Below are 15,831 nucleotides of genomic sequence, written 5' to 3' on the forward strand. Positions count from 1 at the left end.
CTGTGAGGCTAAAATATCAAAACCTTAGAAACCTATGGCTTCAAACTCAAAAGTAGGCAAACAGTACAGGCGCGATGAGCGCATGATTGCAGGCACCAAGATCCACGTGGGTCAGCTTCAATGGGGACTCCAGACCATACAGAGCTGGAGCAATGCCGTGCAAGCCGCCGAGTCTGTTTATAACCCAAGGCGCAAGCCCCTCTATGACCTGTATAATAACATAGAGAAAGATCCGCACTTGGGATCGATCACTGAAAAGCGCACCCGGGCCGTGAAAGTATCCGAGTGGGTTTGGGACGAAGAGATCCCGGAAGACATCCGGGAGAAACTATCCGGCCCCTGGCTATACGAACTCTTCGGTCAGATCATGTCTAAGGTCACAAAGGGTTACACCCTGATCTACTTCAAACAGAAGAATGACAAGATCATCACTGAGGTGGTTCCGCGCCAAAACGTCAACCCTGAGCTCGGCCTCATCACCAAGGAGATGTACGGCGATACCGGTTTAGCTTATCGCGAAGGCCGATATCCGAAAAGCATCATGGAAGTAGGCCGTCAGGAGGAGTTGGGAATATTTTCCCGCATCGGGCCATACGTGCTGATGAAGAAGGACAACCTGGTGTTCTATGCTTACCACAACCAGCTCGAGGGCATCCCGATGAAGATCTACTACTATGAACCGGGAAACCTTACACAGCGCAGGGAGATAGAACAGCAGGCGGCAGTACAGGGAGCGGCCTCATACCTGGTACTCCCACGCATTTCTAGTGGTAAGTCCGTGGAGGTAGTAGAGACCAACCGTGCTGGAGCGTCCACCAGCTTCAAGGACTTTCATGGTATCATGAACGACGAAATGTCTATCTGTGTGCTCGGTCAGACCCTGACCACCAGCAATGACGGTGTAGGATCTAACGCCCTGGGGCGGGTGCATCAGGCCGTAGAGGAAGCGGTAAACCTCGAGGATATGATGATGACGGAGTTCCTGGTGAACTATGAAGCCATCCCCATCCTCCGCGCCATGGGCTACAACATTCCCGAGGGGTCCAAAGGCCACTTCAAGCGGACCGAGCGAATGAGCAAAAAGCAGCAGGCCCAGGTATTTGCGATTGTGGCACAGTACACACTCATCCCACCGGAGGTCTGGTATGAGGAGTTTGGTATTGACCCACCTACGGACGCAGAGCTGGCACAGTGGCGCGAGGATCTGAAGAGCGTCAAACTAAAACCACAGCCTGAAAAGATCGAAGAGGATGAACAAGAAGAGGAAACGGAGGACACCCCTCCAGATCCAGAGCCTCAAAAAAAAAAGAGTAAATCACGCGCAGAGGGAGGTTTGAGTGCAACCCTTAACAAGCTTTATTTCTCTACCCATCTCTCCCCCCGTGAAAGGGGTACAATTTCCGCCTCATACGAGGATAACCTATCCCGGATCTGGACACGGATCATGAACGGCATCTGGAACGGGTCTATCAAACCCGGTGATGTGGATCAGGAACTGTTCGAGCTAATCGCCGGGGAGATCTTCGCAGAGGTGGAGAAAGGTTTCGGGGCCAGCCTGACCACACTGGATGAAGCCACCCCGGATTATCAGTTGCTGGCAGAGCTCCGCGAAAACGTGTACCTCTTCTCTGGCTTCAAAAACGAGAAGACACTCCGGGCAGCCAGTGAACTGCTGGTGGATGCCTCTGGTGTTAAACGCACGTTTAACGAGTTTGCTCTGGAAGCTCTGAAGATCAACCAGGAGTACAACATCAACTACCTGTTTGCAGAGTACCAAAACGCACACGCACAGGCGCAAATGGCCAGCAAGTGGCTGGAGATCCAGACCGACAAAGAAGTGCTTCCATACCTTCAGGTGGACGTGGTACTGGATGAGCGCACACGCCACGAAAAGTGGAACGGCATCACGCGCCGGGTAGACGATCCGTTTTGGGATGCCGGAGGCCTTCCACCTTACGATTGGGGATGTAGGTGCACGGTACGCCAACTCAGCGACAGCAAGGTGACACCTAAGAAGAACCTCCCGGATCTGAAATCACTCCTGAAGGAGGAGTTTCAGTTTAACCCAGGCAAGGAGCGCACCATCTTCCCTAAGTCACACCCTTATTATAAGGTGTCCGGCAAAGAGGAAAACCGCGCCAAGGATCTATTCGGACTTAAAATACCAAAGTTCCCAGAACCCAAAACCTAAAACCCAAGGTGCCCAACAACTATGACTCCATAGCCCGGAAGCTCCAGCAGCTCAATGACCGCCTCCCGATCCTCATCGGTAACGAGGTGGTCAACTTCGCGCTCGACAACTTCGAGAAGCAGGGATTTGATACCGGATCAGGGGTGCGCAAGTGGGATGAACGCGGCGGACGGAGTAACATAGATCCACGCCCCGGGGGTAAGATCCTCGTAGGCAAGCAGGGCGGCAGGCTGCGCCGTAGCATCCGGCGTACACGCACCACCAAGTCCAGTGTGACTGTAGGATCTGACGAGCCTTACGCAGGCATACACAATGAAGGCGGCAGGATCACAGTAACGGTGACTCCCAGGAGCCGCCGGTTCTTTTGGGCTATGTACTACCAGACCGGGGAGGTTTACTGGAAATGGATGGCACTGACCAAAAAGAAAATGATGACCATCAAGATGCCCGAGCGGCGGTTTCTCGGAAACTCCAAAGCACTGGAGCGCAGGATCATCAAACTCATAGAGCGCGAGCTACAGAAGTGTTTCACCTAAGAAACCTTAAAACCCAGAACCTAAAACCTAAAACCTAGAACCAAAGAACCATGACCACAATATTCAACGCCATAGAGGCACTATTTGCAGATCAGGACACCAAGGATCTATTCATTGCTGAAGGGCTCACACCGCCCGAGCGTGTCATTGTTTACAACCGTGAGTATGAAGAGGAGGAGGCCGATCACATGCCCCCCCGGCCATACCTGAGCATACAGTTCGACCGGCATGAGTGGGCGCATGAGGACGGGGTGAAACAAGCCGATATCCCGGTCATTGTACACGTGGTGCAGGATGTGATCAGCTTTGAAGAAAAACAGGAGGATCTACTCCAGTACCCGGAGCTGGTGGTAAGTGTGCTGGATGAGCTGGCCATCAGCGGGGACGTACTGGAGCATCAAGAGAGTGACCCGGATCATGACAGCCGCCACTACTTTGTGAAGAAGGAGCGGTTTATGATTCTGGCGCGGAGGTAGGCATGGCGGCGATATAGCTGGCCAGGATCACACAAAATCGGTGTATGGTTCATCGGTTTCGAAATCTACATTTTGCTCAAACCAGTGTTCACTTACACACTCAATTTGTAATTGATTTTCTCTGCAATATTCTAAGAATCTACCAAGGGTTTCGCCATCTTCTATTCTTGTTAGGCTTTCGCCACCACCACTAATTTTATGTGATTCGCAGCAAATTCTTTTTTCTTTGTTTATCAAGTAAGCATATTGTCCCATCGTCAACTTTTTAAAGGTTAGTGCATCATGGTCGGGGCACGTATTTTATTTAAAACGTTAGTAAAAAAAGGGCTTCCCGTCTGGAAGCCCCCGGTGCATATTCCGGTAAACCACTCCCGGACTTGCATCCCAAATCATTTAGAACCGCGAAACCACTTTTGCACATGATCTGCAAACTCCTTCAGGTCACGGCCATTAAACCGCTGGAAGGTCAGCTGCTCAGGCTTGGTCATCTTATCCTTGCCACTATCCCCGTAAAAGGCACTATACATATCGCAAAACTCCTTGTCAGTCATTGGTACCTCCTTTGTTAAAGTATTTCATCAATTGATTACCCGTCCATTCGCCCACCGGCACTGATACGGCATTGCCTATTTGCTTATATGCCTCCCTTGAGTCTGGAAGGATAAATGAGTCCGGGAATCCCTGAAGACGTGCATATTCCCTCGGTGTAAATGGCCTCACACCAATCGGTGAAGCATCATCTTTAATCAATCGTGTAGAAAGATCTTTAGCGTAATGCGACACACAGGTCGGAGCCACAGCGTCTGGATCTTTAGGATCTACAATAATTGGCCTATCCCTGTAGCCTCCGTTGAGTCGCTTAACCAAATATTTTGGAATGGTGTATCTGGGATCTCCTTCTATCAGGTCACTAAGCTTTACTCTGCTATGTCCATCTGGAGGCGTAATATGAAACCTTCTCTTCGTTCCTATGATGATCAAGCGTTTCCTGACCTGTGGGAGCCACGTAAGGCTGTTGATTGGGCAAAACACGGTAATATAATAGTCAGGCAGTTGGGACATTGCCTCCATCACCACAGGAAACTTACGCATGCCTGGCACATTCTCCACCACGTAAGCCTCAGGCTGCTCCAAAGCCAAATGCCTGAGCGCATGTAAAAACAGCTCATCACCAGTTCTGGTGCCGTGTATATCAGCGATGGTCGAGTATTTGGTGCATGGGTAAGTAAAGACAGAAATATCCGTTCTTTCCTGATCCAGCACAGTCTGATTACAGATGTCAACTTTCAGTATTCTATGGGAGAAATTCCTTGTCAGGGTGATGCAGGCCGCGTTATCAATTTCTAACGACTGGCGTACATCAATCCCGGCATAAGATAATCCCAGATCCATTCCACCCATTCCCGAGAAGTATGATTTAGCCGTGGGCTTGTAGGTGTAATCATTCATGATGCACCTCCTTCAGTGCCTTACCTCTACTTTCGTAAGGGCATACATGCGCAAAGCAGCCACAATCGCTTCTATCCGTTGGATTGTAGTTATGCACAGGACAACACTCTGATACCAGTCTAACACCTATTTCCGGTGAATCCTCAACTGAGGGATTGAACTGACAACAGCAACCCGGTTCGTGTTCTAACTCCATACTTCGCTCAACCATGATGCACCTCCTTCAGTAGATCAGCATTGATACGCTCAGTCATCCACGCATCCAGCGGATAATCAGGGTTCATGTATTTACCCTCCTGTATACGGTTCTGCATCTCCTTTTTGCTCATAGGTAGTATCTTCAGTCTCGACTTTATCCCAAAGAGGGGTAAAACCCCTTCATGATTAAATACTTCAAAGAAAAGATGCCGCTGTATTTCCTCAGCAAACGCATGGGAAATGCTTTTTTTTACGTGAGTACTGATGAACTCAAAACCCCTATGCTCAATCTCCATTCTGGATACTTTAAGCATATTCGACTCAAGATTCAAAGGTTCCACCTTCTGATCAAAGCGTTTGTCCCAGTAGGCGTTTCGCTCATTTATCAGCTTGACTATCTGACTGTCCTTAGCAGCCATCACTGCCCTGAAGGCCTCATAAATAGCCACCATGCCCAGCGCCGCCACAAACACACTCACCACCAGCAACCGAATAACAAAGTCCAGCTCAACCATGATGTACCTCCTTTTCTGCAAAATAGATGTAACCCGCACCGGACTGTTTCTTTTCAAAGCCCAGCCCCATCAGGTGCTTTTCATAGACCGGGCGGGTCTTATCATCCAGGCTCATCCAAAAATCACGATCCCAGCCCTGGGGAAACTTAGGCGCGCGCTGATCCGGGAAGCCGTTCATGGCAAAGTCCTTGGTGACATTTATCCGCTGGATGTAGTTTTCTATCGTGAATACGTACACACCAGGAGACTCAAAGAAGGTGGCCAGCAGCTTCTTGTTTACCGGCACGTTTTTAATATTCGCCTTCTCTTTGTCTGACGAATTGTAGGCCATACCCCGGTAATGCTTAAATGCCATGCCGAAAAGGATAATCTTATCCTGCTGGGTTTTGGCCTCCTCCAGCTCCTTCCTGCTCACCTCATGCATCTGGTGGCGTACGAAAAAGCAGTTGTAATCCTTCAGCTTCTTTTCCTCAGAGGGGAGCCCCTCCAGAAACTTCGACTGGATATAGCCGGGGACACCCTTATCGGGTAGCTGGATCATCCACAGGGCATGATCCCTAAAGGCCAGGTATACATGATACCCGACAAATGATAGTTTGTAAGTGTTCAGATCAGTCATAATTTTTTGTTATCAGTAGTTGTCAATCACGTGGTGGTAGATCACAGAGGCCTGATCAGCGTCAAAGGCCTCCAGATGCAGATCCGTAGCCACCAGTATCTTATAGATATAGTTGGGTGATATAAAGTAGTTGGTGTGAATAAACTTGCGGCACCAATCAGCCGTATGGCTTTTCTCCTTGCGGAGGTAGTTCCACACCAGCATGATTTCCTGATTGCGCCTGAGGAGCGTTTCGTTATCCCAGGTTGATGCGCTTCGTTCCTTGTATTGATTAGCCACCGGTTTCCTTTTTAGTGATGAGTTTTAGCTGCGACAGTGTGATTCTGAGTTCGTTCTTATCCATCTCCTCCATGGGCTTGCGCACTTTGCACCTATGGCTCATACACCACTCGTTCACATTGTGCTTATTGATCACTGAGGGGTGCCTGCCGGAGAGGTCACAGTTCTTGCGGGCGTTTCGGTGCCAGCCCAGGCGATAGCCCTGAGACAGCAGCGCCCGGCGCATAAGCTGTAGGGAGTCCTCCTCTGTTTTGCTCTCCAGGTGCTCTATCATCCGGGCGGCCTCCTCATCCAGGAGCTGCCTGGAGCTGGTAAAGCCGCGCGCACTGAAGGCGCTGCAAATGTCCGCCCGTGTCTCCTTATCATTCAGCCCAAGGCGGCCAAGGAGCATGTGAATGCGCCTCAGCTGGCCGGGCTTGATAAGTACCTCAGGGTCAGTCAGCATCTTGTGTGTTATCAGCTCCTGGTTCATCGGTAGTGGTTTTTAGTTTTACATGTACCCGGTACATATGCTGTACAGCATCTATGCGGTATGGCTCCTTGCCATTGCGCTCGTAGGCTTTGGAAAACCCCGGCTTAGCTATGTCAGTGAGCAGGTGATCACACTCCAGGTGCTTCCTGCCGGAGGGTGACTTCACTATCACGGTTTCAAACTTCCGTGCTTTGTCCTCTTCGTACAGATCCGCCCGGTCTATCTTGGTCAGGGGAATGAAGAGGATGCGCATAATACCAGCCTCGAGGAGTGCGTACTCCTCGGCTGATGGTGTTTTGAATTCAAAGGTTCCTTTTCTCATAATATTACTTTGGTTACGATTGGGTAAAGGGTCATTCCTTCTAGCTCCTCAGGCTCGATGCCCAGCTTCACGGACACTGAGCTTTCGGATAGTTTACCTAGTGATTTCATCACTTTCACACTCAGGTCAGTATTGTTGAAGTACACAGACTTCACGATGGATCTCTTAGCTCCGTTGGACTCAGACAGGTCAAAGGCATTCGCGTCACTCTTGTCGGTGATTTTCAAATACCAGTTTTCAGGCTTATCCTCATCCTGTAGCAGTACCACCCGGTGAACACCCGGCTTCAGCTTCAGCTCACGGACAGCCCCGGCGCTTAAAAGGATCTTACCGCCCTTCGCTGTGAAGCGAATGGACGGCTTTAGGCCCTTGCTGGCTACCATCAGGTTTTCTTTGTTATAGGCTTTCAGCTTCATGATCGCACCTCCTCTTCCTTTGGTTCCACAAAAAAGGTTTCCTGCTGGATCACTTCTATCCCGGCCAGATCCTTCAGTTGGTTCATGATCACTTTGTCTTCACGGCTCTCAATGATCTTGTCCTTATTGATCTCCACCTTCACGCGGATAAAGGCCTTGAGCCCTTCGTCCTTCAGCGTTTTCAGGATGGTGTCCCAGGTGACCTTTGAGGGCTTGGATACTTTGGGAGTGCCTGTGCGAAATCCAATGATGCCATGCGTCCAGTTAAGGCTTTTCTTCTTTTCGAATAGCGTGGATCTGTTCTCCTCAGCGTAGCGCTTCAGCAGTTCCAGGTTATGGTCATAGTCCACTCTGGTTTTCTCTATCCTGAGAGTAAACTTCTCGCGGATTTTCTGCACCTCCAGCTCCATTTCGGCTTCTATGCCCTTCAGTCTGCTGGAGGCCTCAGCAAAAGCCTTCATTGATTCGTGCGCCTCAGCTTCTGAGGGCGCGACTGTTACTAGTTTTTTAGCTCTTTGTGCCATAATTAGAATATTGATAATTGGTTACAAAATGTGTTGATGCTTTAGAGTTCGGAAAATGCAAATGGGGTCAATGACTTGATCCGAGGTAACCTTCCGTTTCAAAAGACTGGTAAGGCTTTCTGATTCGCCCCATACCGCTATTTCGCTTTTATCACCAACCAGATCACAAAATCCGGCGGAAAGAAGAAGGCTTCCGGGTATCGATTTGGATGCCCCTAGCCATATATCTGAATGATTAAACAGCCCATTAAACAGGATTGCGCGAGGCTCCAAGTTTGGCGGCTTTACAATAATGTATTTTAGATCTCTCATAGTTTTAAATTGGTATGATGTGGCCATGGCCTTAGAGTGTCCCGTAGCAGGGGAAAAATGCTAAAACCCCGCCATGCACTCGCCCGGTGGTAATGCTTCACCTTATTTGCTTTTTGTTATTCCTCACAGTCACCCCATCGTGGTGTTTACTCTTATGCACCATATCACGGCGGATATGCTCCAGGTGCCTGATCAGCTTATCCAGCTTGTGTACATTAGTGAGGCTCACCACAAAGGCGATATGCCCCGGGATGTGCTGGCTCTGCATGATCTTCTCTGGAGAGTTCCACCATGCCACCACGGCAAACTTTCGGCTAAACAGCACGATGAAGAGTGCCACTACTCTGCGCCCCTGAGCGCGAAACCAGATTTTTGCGGATAGATTCATTTTACAAGGGTTTTTATGAGTTGGTGATAAGTCAGATGCACGAGCTGTTCATCTATGTAGTAGTTCTCCCTGGAGGCCTCGTGGTAGTCCTTCCAGTAGGCGAGTCTGCGCTCTTCGGATTCGGCGTTCACCTGTACACGATCGCGCATCTCCAGATAGTGCGTAGACTGGCGCACATCAAACCGGAGATTGCTCACATAGAGCTCATCCACCCGTAGCCATTGGTTACTCCACCAGTTCCAAAACTGTGAGGTCTTAGGCATCACCTCCAGGCCGTAGGCATCCACGCCCATGACTTTCTCCAGAAACTCATAGGCCGTCTCAAACCTGATGGTGTTCAGCTCCTCCCAGCTCAGGCCGGTAAGGGCGCAGATCTCAGCGTCCATTCGCAAAATGGCCGCCTCTATCTGGGTCAGTGTTTTCGTTTTGCTCATCAGTATTTTAGGTTAGTCCAGTGAATGATATAGCCTGAGAAACCTTCATTAAAATAGATGGCGAACTCAGCGAAATTTGAAAAACCATCGTTCCATGCAAGTTTTTGCATTTCTGCAAATGAGAGCTTTCGACCATCTATTTTAACAACAGTCTCGCCAAGGTAGAATCCGGGCGTTATTTCAATTTCCTGCTTGGATTTACAAGTAGTGATCGGAGCAAACTGGTAGCGGTGTGGTGTGCGGTTACCCACCACAAAGTGGATGTCCATGCCTGCCCTCCATCGATCTTTTTTATCTTCTCTGATAGTATGATACTTTGGTTTTTCCATCGCACAGAACCATGGGTAATTAGGAAAAGTCTCAAAGAAAATCTGACGTTGAACTACATAAGTCATGTATGGCATGGAAGCCAATATCTTCTCAGGAAAGTGAGTAGGCACCTTTTTTGCCTTATCAAAGTATAGTAGGAATCCTAGTGTCATAGCAGTCTCATTTGTCCGTTAGATTTCTTGCCTGTGGCTTTTCGGTATCCCTCCTCCCAGATGGTGAAGGGCTTGCTGCCGCCGAAGCGGCTGGAGCTGGTGATAGCCTGAAAATTTTCCACCCTCACTTTGATGTCGCACAGGTGGCGGATAGGCTTGTTTTGGTTGAAGTGTGCAGCATAGGCCACCAGTATGATGATCTTCGCCTCAAACTCCTGGAGGAGTTCTTGTACCTCCTTCACCGTCAGTGGCCACATGCTGATGCTGTCTATGATCATCACCCGGGGACGGCTGTTTTTCATCTTTGCCTTGTACAGATCCCAGTCGCGTAGCTTCTTTTCGTATATAAATTTGCCAGGCTCCAGCTCATCAAAGCGGTGCCGGACAGCGCTCTCGCGGATCTGAGTGTGCTTACCCTGCTCCACACCGTTCAGGCTTACCTTGCCTATATGGGTGGCCAGCATCTTGGTGAGCTGCATGATGTAGTCAGTTTTGCCGTGTCCGGCTTCACCGTCTACATACATGTACCATTGCTTCTGGGGAAACTCACCCAGGTGATCACGCCACGCCTGAGGGATGCCCTCAGCCAGGTCAAATTTCCAGTTGAGGATTTCATTTACCCCTGCGCCTTTAGGTGATTTAGTAGCCATTGGCTCCTCCTTTCTCTACCCACATATCGGCCATATAGTCCGACTGTAGCCCGGGGAAAAGCCCCTCCATAAATTCTTCATAGGCCATCATGGCCGTGTAGATCAGCCACAGTGGCGCGGTAGTGACCGCCATGGCCACGCTGATCCAGGTGAGTATTATTGCCAGTATTAGGTTTAAAATGTCCTTCATTGTCGTTTCGTTTAAGTCAGCAGTTTGTGTATCTGGTTGAGGATCACCGCCAGTGCGGGCCGGTGATCCTTCACCATTTGCAGTGGATTCAGAGCGGCCCAGTAGACCAGGGCCTCTGCCTTGGTGAGCTTCACGCTGTACTTAGCGCTGGGCGTATACAAAGACCTCAGTGGGCTGTCACCCTGCTTGATCAGGCGGTTGTACAGATCCAGCAGTATGGCCTCATAGAGCAGGGTCATTACACCACTCTGGTTGGTGACTTTGCCCAGTGACTTATCAGCACCCATCACGCAGTACTGATCCACGATGTACCTCAGCGCCACACAGAAGTCATCCATTGCGCTGTGGTCAAGCTTCAGGCATACCTTCAGCTCCTTGTTCTGAGTGATAGTTACTTTGCCCATTTTCCTGCCTCGGTTTTGATCATCAGTAGTATGCTCACTATGAGCAGTAGCGGCCACAGTATCCCCATCAGCAGATTCATGAAGTGCCAGATGTATATTTCGGCAGGGTCATCTCCCTGCCTGGGAGCGGAGTTACCCTTGAGGCCGTGCATGATCACCAGACCCATACCAAAGAAGTAGACCGCATCTAAGAATAGCCAGATCATGATTCACCTCCTTTTAACTCTATGAAAACGGCAATAAAACAGTCAAAGCAAACATCAGGCTGCATAGACATTTGAGGGCCATAATCCACATTACAGCCTTTAGTGCTAGTACTGAAAAAGAATCGGTGCTCTACTTCCAGGGCTTCCCTATCAAATGGTTTTACCCTTTCCATCAAAGCCAGATCCAGCCCAAACTTTTCGCAAATCACGGCCATAAATCGACCTTCAATCTCACCATAGGCATCACCAAGGATTACTTTCAGGGGTTTGATTATATCCTGGATGTATGCCTCCGAGGCATCATGCATCAGACCATGAAGTCTGAATAGGTTACTGCCGCCATTCGACTTGATCAGATTGGACACAAACAAGGAATGCTGACCAACTGAGTATAAATGCGGTGTATGGCCTCCAAATCGGCAGATCATACCAAGTGAGTGAGCTATATCCTCAATGGTGATCATATCCGGTGTAGGATTATGAATTGATACCTTTATACCAGAATGGGTATTAAAATACCCATCGTAAACCGAGTGTACAGGGTGTAATGATCTATCCACAATTCACCTCCTCCTTGTTTAGCTCCAGATCTCTGATGAGTGCGTCCACTGCGTCAGGCAGTTTGTACATGCCCTGTAGCTTTTTCAGTACTATGATGGTGGTCTGATCATGCTTGCGCAGAGCTTCATTGATCAGCATTTTTACCTGAGTGGCGTTGTATAGCTCCTCAGATTTGGCGTATAGCCCGGCCTTAGCATCCCGGAGGGTTTCCCGGTGGCCGTTCTCAAAAGCTTGCTGCTCTATCAGCTCCATTTGCTCTGGAGTCTTTACAAAGCCTGCCTCGGATGCCCAGGTAATTTCGCCTACTTTAGAGGCTTCTGCCAAAGCCTTTAACCGGGTCATTTTATTTTTTTCAAGTTCCTCAGGTGTAGGAAGTCTCAAATTATTAATGAGTTGACCATACAAGTGTTTCCACTCAGGTTGAGTGGCCACCACATACCTGGCATGTGGCTTGCTGAAAGAACCAAAGTCACAGACTTTATACAAGTCGTCCGATCCGATTGGTCGCTGACTATTTAATTGACAAGCCAGTTTAAATGCTACTGCATAGTCTATATGTATCCTGGCATCCAGTGTAGGGAAGTCAACCACTTCCCGCTGATCACTGATTACTGATTTACTGATTACTTTTTCCATGTTTAACAGTCGTTTAAAGGGGTTTGAATAATGATTCTACTTCTTTCACAGTCACTTCCTTATCCTGTATGATCAGGTGGTCATGAATGTCCTTCACGTACTCACTGAGGCGGCCAAAGTCCTGCACCCGATCGGTGATCCAGGCAATCACTTCGTCATTCTCAATGCCGTGCTCTATCAGCCCGTTGATGGTATAGTCCGGGGAGTAAGATCCCAGTCGCAGTGTGTAGTTGCGGAAGCGCCTCCAGAGCTGAGGCCCTAGCTTGCGGTTATTCTGGCTGGCGGCTTTCAGGTAGGCTATTAGCCCCATGCCGCACAGTATAAACCCGGCCTGCTGGTAGGTAGCGTCTTCAATGTCCTTGACCACCAGTAGCATGTCCATGCTCGGGTTCTCAAACTCGTCGATGATGATGAGGATTCCGGGAGTCTCCAGTATCTTCTTGGTGATGGCGTTGAGCTTCACGGTATTGCTCACCCGCTTTTCAAAGCTGATATGGAGCTTATCCAATAGGAGCTGTATCAGATCCTTACCTTTCATCAGGCTGGTACACTTCACATACACCACGTTTTCATTCTCAGCGGCGTACTTTTCAAGGGTGTATGTCTTCGTCATACCGCTGGCCTTGCTGTCTATGATGAAGCGGCGGTGCATCTTTTGGGTGAAGGCACAGGCCTTAAGGATGCGCCGGTGTGGCTCACTGTTGAAGTGTGGCCGAAACTCCAGCTGGAGGCCGATCTCAGCCGCTATCCGGTAAAACACCTTATCGCTGATCGGGCTGGGCGCTCGTTCCGCGTGGTTGATCTGAAACACCTCCTTGCAGATGTTACTCATGTAGGCCTTATTGATACCCACGGCATCACTCAGCTTCGCCTGTGAGCGATCCTTTGATTTGGCCACCCACATATTTGCGGCCTTGCTTACTTCTTTCTTTTGTTTGTTCGTTAGCATATTTATTATAGTTTATCAGTTACTCTTTTAGGTCATAGATGCTTTTGCCTTCGGCCTCCTGAGGCCCTTCCAGCAGTCCTTCATACATCCGGTTTTTTGCCAGGGTAGCCCGTTCTTTTCCCTCCTCCACAGTCTGAGCCGTCACCGGATCACCCAGTAGATTGGCCTTTTTCAGGCGCTCTATGCGCTCCTGGTACCGGTTGTTTGCGGTACTTTTCCTGTCCTCCTCCAGCTGCATTTCCTCAGCCCATTCCGTGCCTTCGTTGGGGAGCCTGTCCACCAGGGCATTGGCGAAGGTTTTCTTCGGCACGGCCACCAGCGGCTCTCCATTGTGCATTACCAGCTTATTGTTTTGGTACAGGTAGGCTATTCTGTTCTCGCTTCGGCCCTCCTCGTTATAGTTGTCAGGGTGTACCCTCATGGTGAAGCGTTCGCCCATGTACCGGTCAGATAGTTCGCCAGAGGGGAGGTCAAATACGGTAGGCTTTTCATCCTCCTCGCGTTTGAACTTGAGGCCGTCACCGTCAAATCGCACTTCCTTAGGTACAAATAGCTTTTGGCCAGTCTCTTTGATCTTTTTGGCCTCTCCGGGGATGTACCAGAAGGCCTCCCGGTCAATGGCTTCATTGAATTTGCGCTGAAGGTGAGCAGTCTCGTCGGTGGATTGCTTGTACTTTTCTATCGGTTTTGCACCGTTAAACAGGTGGTTATTCCACGTATTGAAGTCTTCTTTTAGCTCCCTGATCACGTCCCGCTCGGTGGATAGCCCTCCGGTTTTGCGTAGCTGGTGAAGCATGTCCAGGTTTGGCCGTCGGTCAATGTCCTTGGCGAATGGGTTACCGGAGTAGCCTTCTCTGAATTTGCCCACGTGCTCATTAAAGTGGGCAAAGAATGGCTCGATCATCTTCGCTCTGGCGTTGCCTACGCGCGCGGGGATGTTCCATTTGGCCAGTTGGTTGATGGCATATTGTGAGCGGTAAGATTTGATGGCGCTGGAGTTATCACTCTGAAGCTCGTAGGGGATAAACCCGGTAATCATACAGGCGGATCTTAGTGCGCCTATCACCTGATCCACATTCTCCGATTTGCTCACATAGAAGCCTATCACGGCCCAGCTGTGCGCGTCCAGCACCACAAATACATTCAGGCGATGGTAGGTGTATCCGTCATGGACATAATACCGGTGCCAGGGTGTACCGTCTATCACCCATTTGGCGTTGGCAAATGATGCCGGGCGGCGGGTGATGATGCGCGAGTGTTTGTTGTGGGCCTCCTTTTTGCCGTGCCGAAGGGGATAGATCTCCTTTTGCACTTCGGTTCGTTTCAGTAGGTTCTGGATCGTTTCCAGGGTGAACAGGCACTTGTCATTCCATCCGGTTTTGATCTCCTCGCGGATGTGATAGAGCACCGGCCTGATGTCCTTCACGGCAAGCCCGGTTACTTCACTTATATGGTCACCACTTTGATTCTTCCAAAACGCCGCAATGATCTGGCGGGTAGTTTCGTCCTGATCTTTGGCCCATAGATCCACGGCGGTTTTCCATTTGCTAAACTCGCGGGTGGCACGGCCCATATACTGGCCATACACTTGTGTTTCGCTCATTTTACCACCCGTTTTGATGCCCTCCGCTGCCTTTTCTACTATGTAGTCCTGGCACAGCTGAGCCTGATCTTTAGTCCGTGGTGCATCTTCGTTGATCACCAGCTTAGCGGCGTTTCGCTTGCCTAGTTTCTTTGATATGAGGTGGTTCAGAGCGGCTTCATATAGCTCTGATCTGGTGTCTTGTTTCAGGAAGTACTCCTTGGAGTCTGGGTTAAAAAGGTTGGGTTCGGCTTTGGCTAGTTGGTTGAAGGGCTTGAGCTTCCGTTTGAAGGAGGCCAGATTAGCAATGACAAGTATCTCATGCTTATTCGTGTATTTGATCACATCATTGTAGAAGTCATCTACACTGTTATACCCAAGCAAACGCGCCTGTGAGCGGTTCATAGGGGCCGAGAGCATCATCCATGCGGCCTGTTCGGTGTATTGCGCCACTCGCGCTGTGTCCAGCCCGTAATCGGCGTAATAGCTCAGGGCTAGAGGATCTTCTATCACCATCCCGGCCAGCCGGTCAGATTGGTAGCCGGATATAAGCTCTTGTTTCGTTGGGAGCTTCTCTTCGCGGTTGGGGATTGAGTCGTATTTGATGAGGTTAAGCTGGCCGTTCTCAGGGTCAGGCTTGTTTTCGTAGGAGGTGGATGCACCGGCGCGGTATCTGGTTGTACCGACATTTAAGGTGTTATGGGTGTATCCGTAGGACATCAGATCCTTCCAGTGCATCCATAGAGTGCCGTCAGAGTCTATCCTCATAGCTTATCCTCTTTTATTGCCCGTGCCTTCGCTTCATCTATCTCCTCTATCGTCCATTCCCTCAGCACTTCGTTCATCACCTTCGTTTCCTCTTCATCAATGCGCTCATTGATGGCCGACAGCTCCATCAGTAGTCTGTCGCGCTTCATGGTCAGGTCATCCATATCAGAGCCTATCATTCTGGCCCATCTTCCGCCATCGTACAGGTAGTGCATCCAGTGTTTCATGAGGTTTGTAGGTTAGTGGAGAAATCCTTTGGGGATCTTTGATAG

25 protein-coding genes are annotated in these 15,831 nt (G+C 49.6%); 3 read left to right on the top strand and 22 right to left on the bottom strand.

Annotated elements, in window-relative coordinates:
• Window positions 1–34: 34 nt before the first annotated feature.
• Genes RIH33_RS13050 through RIH33_RS13060 form a run of 3 tightly spaced genes read left to right on the top strand, consistent with a single transcriptional unit; the run spans window position 35 to window position 3,203 of the window.
• Entirely contained in the window at window positions 35–2,191 is a 2,157-nt protein-coding gene (locus RIH33_RS13050) for a DUF935 family protein (RefSeq protein ID WP_406651244.1), read from the top strand.
• Between the two features lie 8 nt (window positions 2,192–2,199).
• Window positions 2,200–2,727, top strand: a complete 528-nt coding sequence (locus RIH33_RS13055; protein WP_406651245.1) for a phage virion morphogenesis protein — start codon at window positions 2,200–2,202, stop codon at window positions 2,725–2,727.
• A 50-nt stretch (window positions 2,728–2,777) separates the two neighbouring features.
• Window positions 2,778–3,203: a hypothetical protein gene (locus RIH33_RS13060; protein WP_406651246.1), complete on the top strand. Its 426-nt coding sequence runs from the start codon at window positions 2,778–2,780 to the stop codon at window positions 3,201–3,203.
• A gap of 27 nt (window positions 3,204–3,230) precedes the next feature.
• Here RIH33_RS13060 and RIH33_RS13065 read toward each other — a convergent pair whose 3' ends face one another.
• From RIH33_RS13065 to RIH33_RS13170, 22 genes are all read right to left on the bottom strand, one after another.
• Window positions 3,231–3,458 (bottom strand): hypothetical protein, encoded by a 228-nt coding sequence (locus RIH33_RS13065; protein ID WP_406651247.1) that lies wholly within the window; start codon window positions 3,456–3,458, stop codon window positions 3,231–3,233.
• A 134-nt stretch (window positions 3,459–3,592) separates the two neighbouring features.
• Window positions 3,593–3,754 (bottom strand): hypothetical protein, encoded by a 162-nt coding sequence (locus RIH33_RS13070; protein ID WP_406651249.1) that lies wholly within the window; start codon window positions 3,752–3,754, stop codon window positions 3,593–3,595.
• On the bottom strand, window positions 3,747–4,652 hold the full coding sequence (locus tag RIH33_RS13075; RefSeq protein ID WP_406651250.1) for a DNA cytosine methyltransferase: 906 nt from the start codon (window positions 4,650–4,652) through the stop codon (window positions 3,747–3,749). The genes RIH33_RS13070 and RIH33_RS13075 overlap by 8 nt, the downstream gene beginning before the upstream one ends.
• A 203-nt stretch (window positions 4,653–4,855) precedes the next feature.
• Window positions 4,856–5,365 (bottom strand): hypothetical protein, encoded by a 510-nt coding sequence (locus tag RIH33_RS13080; RefSeq protein ID WP_406651252.1) that lies wholly within the window; start codon window positions 5,363–5,365, stop codon window positions 4,856–4,858.
• Window positions 5,358–5,984, bottom strand: a complete 627-nt coding sequence (locus RIH33_RS13085; protein ID WP_406651253.1) for a hypothetical protein — start codon at window positions 5,982–5,984, stop codon at window positions 5,358–5,360. Before RIH33_RS13085 ends, RIH33_RS13080 begins: the two co-directional genes overlap by 8 nt.
• A gap of 12 nt (window positions 5,985–5,996) precedes the next feature.
• Window positions 5,997–6,263 (bottom strand): hypothetical protein, encoded by a 267-nt coding sequence (locus tag RIH33_RS13090; protein ID WP_406651254.1) that lies wholly within the window; start codon window positions 6,261–6,263, stop codon window positions 5,997–5,999.
• Window positions 6,256–6,735: a hypothetical protein gene (locus tag RIH33_RS13095; RefSeq protein WP_406651255.1), complete on the bottom strand. Its 480-nt coding sequence runs from the start codon at window positions 6,733–6,735 to the stop codon at window positions 6,256–6,258. Before RIH33_RS13095 ends, RIH33_RS13090 begins: the two co-directional genes overlap by 8 nt.
• Window positions 6,698–7,057, bottom strand: a complete 360-nt coding sequence (locus RIH33_RS13100) for a hypothetical protein (RefSeq protein WP_406651256.1) — start codon at window positions 7,055–7,057, stop codon at window positions 6,698–6,700. The genes RIH33_RS13095 and RIH33_RS13100 overlap by 38 nt, the downstream gene beginning before the upstream one ends.
• On the bottom strand, window positions 7,054–7,473 hold the full coding sequence (locus RIH33_RS13105) for a hypothetical protein (protein ID WP_406651257.1): 420 nt from the start codon (window positions 7,471–7,473) through the stop codon (window positions 7,054–7,056). Before RIH33_RS13105 ends, RIH33_RS13100 begins: the two co-directional genes overlap by 4 nt.
• The gene (locus tag RIH33_RS13110) at window positions 7,470–7,997 is read right to left on the bottom strand and encodes a host-nuclease inhibitor Gam family protein (protein ID WP_406651259.1); all 528 of its coding nucleotides are present in this window, start codon (window positions 7,995–7,997) and stop codon (window positions 7,470–7,472) included. The genes RIH33_RS13105 and RIH33_RS13110 overlap by 4 nt, the downstream gene beginning before the upstream one ends.
• A gap of 409 nt (window positions 7,998–8,406) precedes the next feature.
• Window positions 8,407–8,697 (bottom strand): hypothetical protein, encoded by a 291-nt coding sequence (locus tag RIH33_RS13115; protein WP_406651261.1) that lies wholly within the window; start codon window positions 8,695–8,697, stop codon window positions 8,407–8,409.
• Window positions 8,694–9,131 (bottom strand): hypothetical protein, encoded by a 438-nt coding sequence (locus tag RIH33_RS13120; protein ID WP_406651263.1) that lies wholly within the window; start codon window positions 9,129–9,131, stop codon window positions 8,694–8,696. Before RIH33_RS13120 ends, RIH33_RS13115 begins: the two co-directional genes overlap by 4 nt.
• Window positions 9,131–9,613, bottom strand: a complete 483-nt coding sequence (locus RIH33_RS13125; protein ID WP_406651264.1) for a hypothetical protein — start codon at window positions 9,611–9,613, stop codon at window positions 9,131–9,133. The genes RIH33_RS13120 and RIH33_RS13125 overlap by 1 nt, the downstream gene beginning before the upstream one ends.
• On the bottom strand, window positions 9,610–10,263 hold the full coding sequence (locus RIH33_RS13130) for a hypothetical protein (protein ID WP_406651265.1): 654 nt from the start codon (window positions 10,261–10,263) through the stop codon (window positions 9,610–9,612). The genes RIH33_RS13125 and RIH33_RS13130 overlap by 4 nt, the downstream gene beginning before the upstream one ends.
• Window positions 10,253–10,453: a hypothetical protein gene (locus tag RIH33_RS13135; protein ID WP_406651266.1), complete on the bottom strand. Its 201-nt coding sequence runs from the start codon at window positions 10,451–10,453 to the stop codon at window positions 10,253–10,255. The genes RIH33_RS13130 and RIH33_RS13135 overlap by 11 nt, the downstream gene beginning before the upstream one ends.
• Before the next feature lie 11 nt (window positions 10,454–10,464).
• Window positions 10,465–10,857 (bottom strand): hypothetical protein, encoded by a 393-nt coding sequence (locus tag RIH33_RS13140; protein WP_406651267.1) that lies wholly within the window; start codon window positions 10,855–10,857, stop codon window positions 10,465–10,467.
• Entirely contained in the window at window positions 10,845–11,063 is a 219-nt protein-coding gene (locus tag RIH33_RS13145) for a hypothetical protein (protein WP_406651268.1), read from the bottom strand. Before RIH33_RS13145 ends, RIH33_RS13140 begins: the two co-directional genes overlap by 13 nt.
• The gene (locus RIH33_RS13150; protein ID WP_406651269.1) at window positions 11,060–11,527 is read right to left on the bottom strand and encodes a hypothetical protein; all 468 of its coding nucleotides are present in this window, start codon (window positions 11,525–11,527) and stop codon (window positions 11,060–11,062) included. Before RIH33_RS13150 ends, RIH33_RS13145 begins: the two co-directional genes overlap by 4 nt.
• 88 nt (window positions 11,528–11,615) lie before the next feature.
• Window positions 11,616–12,260 carry a hypothetical protein gene (locus RIH33_RS13155; RefSeq protein WP_406651271.1) on the bottom strand — a complete coding sequence of 215 codons (645 nt, stop codon included), beginning with the start codon at window positions 12,258–12,260 and terminating at the stop codon, window positions 11,616–11,618.
• 13 nt (window positions 12,261–12,273) lie between these two features.
• On the bottom strand, window positions 12,274–13,209 hold the full coding sequence (locus RIH33_RS13160) for an AAA family ATPase (protein ID WP_406651273.1): 936 nt from the start codon (window positions 13,207–13,209) through the stop codon (window positions 12,274–12,276).
• Between the two features lie 19 nt (window positions 13,210–13,228).
• Window positions 13,229–15,559, bottom strand: a complete 2,331-nt coding sequence (locus RIH33_RS13165) for a transposase family protein (protein ID WP_406651274.1) — start codon at window positions 15,557–15,559, stop codon at window positions 13,229–13,231.
• Window positions 15,556–15,786 carry a hypothetical protein gene (locus tag RIH33_RS13170; RefSeq protein ID WP_406651275.1) on the bottom strand — a complete coding sequence of 77 codons (231 nt, stop codon included), beginning with the start codon at window positions 15,784–15,786 and terminating at the stop codon, window positions 15,556–15,558. The genes RIH33_RS13165 and RIH33_RS13170 overlap by 4 nt, the downstream gene beginning before the upstream one ends.
• Window positions 15,787–15,831 lie beyond the last annotated feature (45 nt).

Origin of the sequence: Marinoscillum sp. (assembly GCF_040222955.1) — a bacterium.
GTDB lineage: Bacteria > Bacteroidota > Bacteroidia > Cytophagales > Cyclobacteriaceae > Marinoscillum.

Bases quoted from the DNA above. Each gene is read 5' to 3' on its own strand.
- RIH33_RS13050 (WP_406651244.1), top strand. From the start codon at position 35: ATGGCTTCAAACTCAAAAGTAGGCAAACAGTACAGGCGCGATGAGCGC.
- RIH33_RS13060 (WP_406651246.1), top strand. From the start codon at position 2,778: ATGACCACAATATTCAACGCCATAGAGGCACTATTTGCAGATCAGGAC.
- RIH33_RS13065 (WP_406651247.1), bottom strand. From the start codon at position 3,458: ATGGGACAATATGCTTACTTGATAAACAAAGAAAAAAGAATTTGCTGC.
- RIH33_RS13070 (WP_406651249.1), bottom strand. From the start codon at position 3,754: ATGACTGACAAGGAGTTTTGCGATATGTATAGTGCCTTTTACGGGGAT.
- RIH33_RS13075 (WP_406651250.1), bottom strand. From the start codon at position 4,652: ATGAATGATTACACCTACAAGCCCACGGCTAAATCATACTTCTCGGGA.
- RIH33_RS13080 (WP_406651252.1), bottom strand. From the start codon at position 5,365: ATGGTTGAGCTGGACTTTGTTATTCGGTTGCTGGTGGTGAGTGTGTTT.
- RIH33_RS13085 (WP_406651253.1), bottom strand. From the start codon at position 5,984: ATGACTGATCTGAACACTTACAAACTATCATTTGTCGGGTATCATGTA.
- RIH33_RS13095 (WP_406651255.1), bottom strand. From the start codon at position 6,735: ATGAACCAGGAGCTGATAACACACAAGATGCTGACTGACCCTGAGGTA.
- RIH33_RS13100 (WP_406651256.1), bottom strand. From the start codon at position 7,057: ATGAGAAAAGGAACCTTTGAATTCAAAACACCATCAGCCGAGGAGTAC.
- RIH33_RS13105 (WP_406651257.1), bottom strand. From the start codon at position 7,473: ATGAAGCTGAAAGCCTATAACAAAGAAAACCTGATGGTAGCCAGCAAG.
- RIH33_RS13110 (WP_406651259.1), bottom strand. From the start codon at position 7,997: ATGGCACAAAGAGCTAAAAAACTAGTAACAGTCGCGCCCTCAGAAGCT.
- RIH33_RS13115 (WP_406651261.1), bottom strand. From the start codon at position 8,697: ATGAATCTATCCGCAAAAATCTGGTTTCGCGCTCAGGGGCGCAGAGTA.
- RIH33_RS13120 (WP_406651263.1), bottom strand. From the start codon at position 9,131: ATGAGCAAAACGAAAACACTGACCCAGATAGAGGCGGCCATTTTGCGA.
- RIH33_RS13125 (WP_406651264.1), bottom strand. From the start codon at position 9,613: ATGACACTAGGATTCCTACTATACTTTGATAAGGCAAAAAAGGTGCCT.
- RIH33_RS13130 (WP_406651265.1), bottom strand. From the start codon at position 10,263: ATGGCTACTAAATCACCTAAAGGCGCAGGGGTAAATGAAATCCTCAAC.
- RIH33_RS13135 (WP_406651266.1), bottom strand. From the start codon at position 10,453: ATGAAGGACATTTTAAACCTAATACTGGCAATAATACTCACCTGGATC.
- RIH33_RS13140 (WP_406651267.1), bottom strand. From the start codon at position 10,857: ATGGGCAAAGTAACTATCACTCAGAACAAGGAGCTGAAGGTATGCCTG.
- RIH33_RS13145 (WP_406651268.1), bottom strand. From the start codon at position 11,063: ATGATCTGGCTATTCTTAGATGCGGTCTACTTCTTTGGTATGGGTCTG.
- RIH33_RS13150 (WP_406651269.1), bottom strand. From the start codon at position 11,527: ATGATCACCATTGAGGATATAGCTCACTCACTTGGTATGATCTGCCGA.
- RIH33_RS13155 (WP_406651271.1), bottom strand. From the start codon at position 12,260: ATGGAAAAAGTAATCAGTAAATCAGTAATCAGTGATCAGCGGGAAGTG.
- RIH33_RS13160 (WP_406651273.1), bottom strand. From the start codon at position 13,209: ATGCTAACGAACAAACAAAAGAAAGAAGTAAGCAAGGCCGCAAATATG.
- RIH33_RS13165 (WP_406651274.1), bottom strand. From the start codon at position 15,559: ATGAGGATAGACTCTGACGGCACTCTATGGATGCACTGGAAGGATCTG.
- RIH33_RS13170 (WP_406651275.1), bottom strand. From the start codon at position 15,786: ATGAAACACTGGATGCACTACCTGTACGATGGCGGAAGATGGGCCAGA.